4 protein-coding genes are annotated in these 5,163 nt (G+C 31.7%); all 4 read left to right on the forward strand.

Annotation, left to right across the window (positions count from 1 at the left end; all coding sequences use genetic code 11):
- Window positions 1-82: 82 nt before the first annotated feature.
- The gene (locus MR593_RS07955; protein ID WP_290691684.1) at window positions 83-1,843 is read left to right on the forward strand and encodes an ABC transporter ATP-binding protein; all 1,761 of its coding nucleotides are present in this window, start codon (window positions 83-85) and stop codon (window positions 1,841-1,843) included.
- Window positions 1,844-2,020: 177 nt separating this feature from the next.
- Complete coding sequence (locus MR593_RS07960; RefSeq protein WP_290691686.1) at window positions 2,021-4,399, forward strand: endonuclease MutS2; 2,379 nt, start codon at window positions 2,021-2,023, stop codon at window positions 4,397-4,399.
- 10 nt (window positions 4,400-4,409) lie between these two features.
- Window positions 4,410-4,862, forward strand: a complete 453-nt coding sequence (locus MR593_RS07965) for a DUF523 domain-containing protein (protein ID WP_290691687.1) — start codon at window positions 4,410-4,412, stop codon at window positions 4,860-4,862.
- Window positions 4,863-4,997: 135 nt separating this feature from the next.
- Window positions 4,998-5,163, forward strand: a 166-nt coding sequence (locus MR593_RS13585; RefSeq protein WP_290691689.1) for a hypothetical protein, incomplete at its 3' end; no start/stop codon positions are given.

Below are 5,163 nucleotides of genomic sequence, written 5' to 3' on the forward strand. Positions count from 1 at the left end.
ATATATAATATCTAAACATCTGCTACATCAGCAGGTGCATTTTGGTATGTAAAAATATTTTAAATATATTGGGAGGTTTCTGATGGAAAATAGAAAGTACAAAACTAAAGAATTAATAGCAAGATTTCTTCCTTATTTTAGACCATATAAGAAGGTTTTATTATTAGATTTATTCTGTGCGTTTTTAACTACAGGATGTGATTTAATATTACCTATGATATTGAAATATCTTGCAAATAAAGGGACAGAGGATTTAGCATCAATTACTGTGGAGTTAATAGCAAGTGTAGCTGGAATTTATCTAGTTCTTAGAATAATAGATGCTATTGCGAATTACTACATGACTAGAATAGGACATGTAATGGGTGCTAGAATAGAGACAGATATGAGAAAGGATGCATTTGACCATATCCAAAAATTATCTGATTCTTACTTTAACAACACAAAGGTAGGGCAAATTATGTCTAGAATAACTAATGACTTATTTGATGTAACTGAATTTGCTCACCATTGTCCGGAAGAGTTTTTCATAGCAGGAGTAAAAATAGTCATATCATTCATACTTTTATCTAGAATAAATATAGCTTTGACTACAATAATATTCATATTTATACCTTTGATGGTCGTATTTAGTATGGATCAAAATGTAAAGATGAAGAGAGCGTTTAAGAAACAAAGAGTGCAAATCGGAGAATTAAATTCAAGATTAGAAGACAGTTTATTAGGGGTTAGAGTTGTAAAGGCATTTGCAAATGAAGAAATTGAAGCAGAAAAATTCACACAAGACAACCGTAAATTCCTAGGAACTAAAAAAGAAACATACAAGTACATGGCAGGATTCAAGATAATAACTTGTATATTTGATGGAATCATGTATTTAGTTTTATTAATTGCCGGTGGAGCATTTATGATGAAGGGGCTTATTGAACCAGCTGATTTATTTGTATATACATTATATGTTACAACTTTACTTGCTACAGTTAAGAGAATTGTAGAATTTACAGAACAATTCCAAAAAGGTATGACAGGAATAGAACGTTTTACAGAAATAATAGATTCTGATATAGATATATTTGATGATGAAGATGCTGAAGAATTAACTGATGTAAAGGGAAGTATAGAATTCAAGGATGTATCATTTGAATACAATGATACTCAAAAGGAAGTATTAGATCATATTAATTTATCTATAAAAGAGGGAGAAAAGGTAGCGTTAGTAGGACCTTCTGGAGGTGGAAAAACTACTATATGCAACTTAATACCACGTTTTTACGATACTACAGAAGGAAGTATTTACTTAGATGATAAAGATATCAAGAAAATAACTTTAAAGAGCTTGAGACAAAATATAGGTATAGTTCAACAAGATGTATATCTATTTGCTGGAACAGTTTACGACAATATAGCTTATGGAAATCCTAAGGCAACTAGAGAACAAGTAATAGAAGCTGCAAAGCTTGCTGGTGCTCACGAGTTTATATCTGAATTAAAAGACGGATATGACTCATATGTAGGAGAAAGAGGAGTCAAATTATCTGGTGGTCAAAAACAAAGAATAAGTATAGCTAGAGTGTTCTTAAAGAATCCTAAGATATTAATCCTAGACGAAGCTACATCAGCACTAGATAACGAAAGTGAATATCTAGTATCTAAATCATTAGAGAGACTTGCCAAGGGAAGAACTACACTTACAATAGCTCATAGATTAACTACTATACAAAATGCAGACAGAATACTTGTATTGACAGAAAATGGTATCGTAGAAGAAGGAAATCACAAAGAATTATTAGATAAAAAAGGTGTTTACTATCAACTTTATACTATGGCAAATGAAATTGTGTAAATAAAAATAAAATAAATGCAAAAATTTTATCCATAATAAGCTTGGTTTAGGTATAATATAAAGTGGTTTTATTTATGCTTAATCTGGGTTAAATAAAAAATCCCGAATGAGTATAATTTCGGGATTTTTATCAATAATATAAATATAAAATAATTGTGGTAAAAATTAGGAGGAGAGATGAACGAGAGATCACTTAGAGTATTAGAGTTTAACAAAATAATAGATAAGTTAAAAACAAAGGCGTCATCTTCTTTAGGGCTTAAACATATAGAAAATTTGAAACCAAGCAATGACTTCGATGAAGTAAAGAACACTTTGCTTGAAACGAGTGAAGCACAGGCCATACTTATTAAGAGAGGCTTAGTCAGTATGGATGGAATACATGATATAGAGGACATGGTAAAGCGAGCTAATGTAGGTGCTACAATCGACCCATCTGCACTACTTAAGGTAGCAGATTGCTTGAGAGTAGCGCGTACTTTGAAGAAAAATCTAGATGGCTCAGAAGAGGAGGATTTTAATTATCCAATAATCCAATCTCTTACAAATGCTTTATATACATATAGAGATGTAGAAGATAGAATATATACTTCTATTGTAGGCGAATCAGAAATATCTGATAGCGCATCTACTACACTTAGAACAATAAGAAGGAGAATAGTTCAAAAGAACCAATCTATCAGATCAAAATTAAATTCTATCATAAGCTCGACAACATACCAAAAATATCTACAAGATAACATAATATCTATGAGAGGCGATAGATTTGTTATACCAGTGAAGGCTGAGTACAGATCATCAATATCAGGTATAGTTCACGACCAATCATCATCAGGGGCTACATTATTTATCGAGCCTATGAGTATAGTTGAGATGAACAACGAGCTTAGAAAATTAAAACTAGACGAACAAGAGGAAATAGAGAGAATTTTGGCAGAGCTATCAGCTATGGTAGGAGAAATTTCTGAAGAATTGATTTCTAATCAAGAAATTTTAGGAAAATTAGACTTTGCATTTGCTAAAGGAAAATTATCTGTAGAAATGCGAGCTATAGAACCAGTTCTAAACGAAGATAAATATTTCAACATAAAAAACGGTAGACATCCAATGATAGACAAAAATGATGTAGTGCCAAATAATATTTATCTAGGAAGAGATTTCGATACATTAGTCATCACAGGACCGAATACAGGTGGTAAAACTGTAACAATAAAGACTGTAGGTCTATTTGCACTTATGACACAAAGTGGTCTACATATTCCAGCTGATTTTGGGACTAGTATGTGTGTATACGATAATATATTTGCAGATATCGGTGATGAACAAAGTATAGAACAAAGCTTATCTACATTCTCATCACATATGACAAATACAGTTTCTATATTAAAGGAAGTCACTTGTGATTCTTTAGTAATATTTGACGAATTAGGAGCAGGTACAGATCCAGTAGAAGGAGCAGCTCTTGCAATTGCCATACTAGAAGACGTAAATATGGCAGGGGCTAAATGTATAGCTACAACTCACTACAGCGAGCTTAAAAACTACGCTCTTACTAAAAAAGGTGTAGAAAATGCAGCTGTTGAATTTGATGTAGAGACACTTAGTCCTACATATAGATTGTTAATAGGTGTTCCAGGTAAGTCTAACGCATTTGAAATATCAAAAAAATTAGGCTTAAGCGAATATGTAATAAATAGAGCTAAGGAATTTATAAATACAGAGAATATCGAATTAGAAGACGTATTACAAAATGTAGAAAAGAATAGACTAAAGGCAGAAGAAGAACGCTTAGAAGCAGAAAAATTAAAACAAGAAATAGAAGAAGTAAAGGCAGAATACGACGAAAGACTTAGAAGAGTAATGGCTCAGAGAGATAAAATCATCAGCAAGGCAAAATCAGAAGCATTTAGCATAACTAGACAGGCTAAAGAACAATCAGATCAAATTTTAAAAGAACTTAGAAAGCTAGAAACAGAAATGGCTTCTAAGGAAAAACACAAAAAGATTGAAGCACTTAAGAAAGAATTATCAGATTCTATGGGTGACCTTCAACCTTCAGTAAAAAGTATGATAGTGCCAAAGGTTTCTTCAAAAGAAATAAAAGACTTAAAACCAGGTGATGATGTCAAGGTAGTCACATTAAACCAAGAAGGTAGCGTAGTTTCTGTAGATAACAAGAAAAAAGAAGCTGTCGTACAAATTGGTATAATGAAGATGAATCTGCCATTTAAATCACTAAAGAAAATTCCAAAAGACAAAAAATCAACAGTGACAAAACAAACACGTAAGATAATCAGCGAAAAATCAGGAAGAGTAAAAGGTGAGGTTGATTTAAGAGGATTAAACTTAGAGGAAGCAATAATAGAAATGGATAAATACTTAGATGATGCCTGTGTTGCTGGACTTGAAACAGTCACAATTATTCACGGTATAGGTACAGGAGTTCTTAAAAAAGGACTTCAAGACGTGCTAAAGAGAAACAAACACGTAAAATCAAAAAGACCAGGTGAATACGGTGAAGGTGGAGCAGGTGTAACTATAGTAACTTTAAAATAAAGGTGAAAATATGATAATAGTATCAGCTTGTTTATTAGGAGAAAACTGTAAATACAGCGGTGGAAATAATAAATCAGAAAAAGTATTAAAATATTTAAAGGATAAAGAATATATTGCAGTATGTCCAGAACAATTGGGAGGCTTGACAACTCCTAGAGATCCATCAGAAATAGAGACTTATGGAAATAAAGACGGTAAAGATGTACTAAACGGCGAAACTAAAGTTGTGTCGAATAAAGGCATCGATGTCACATCAAATTTTATAAAAGGTGCAGAAGAAGCTCTAAAAATAGCTAAAGAAAACAACGCAGCAGAAGCTGTTTTAAAGGCGAGCAGTCCGTCTTGTGGATGCAGATATATATATGATGGGACTTTTTCAAAGAAAAAAATAAAGGGTATGGGAGTTACAGCTTCTATCCTCGCTCAAAATAATATAAAAATAATAGATGAAGAACAAATATAATAAAGTATAATAGATATATAAAATAAATAACAATATAATCTAGGCATATATGTTAAATATCTTGAAAAAATTCGTAATTTGATTTAACATAAAATAATAAAATACGAACGTATTACGGCAAGAGAGGAGATTAAAATGCAAGATTTCAAGGCAGCAGTAGCAAATTGTCTTAAAAGTAAAATAGAAGATTTATCTTATGATGAGATATTACAACTTATAGAAATACCACCAAATAAAGATATGGGAGATTATGCATTCCCATGTTTTAAATTAGCAAAGGTCTTTAGAAAAGCACCAAACT

Origin of the sequence: Intestinibacter sp. (genome assembly GCF_022780145.1) — a bacterium.
In the GTDB taxonomy this organism is placed as follows: Bacteria; Bacillota; Clostridia; order Peptostreptococcales; family Peptostreptococcaceae; genus Intestinibacter.

Bases quoted from the DNA above. Each gene is read 5' to 3' on its own strand.
- MR593_RS07955 (WP_290691684.1), top strand. From the start codon at position 83: ATGGAAAATAGAAAGTACAAAACTAAAGAATTAATAGCAAGATTTCTT.
- MR593_RS07960 (WP_290691686.1), top strand. From the start codon at position 2,021: ATGAACGAGAGATCACTTAGAGTATTAGAGTTTAACAAAATAATAGAT.
- MR593_RS07965 (WP_290691687.1), top strand. From the start codon at position 4,410: ATGATAATAGTATCAGCTTGTTTATTAGGAGAAAACTGTAAATACAGC.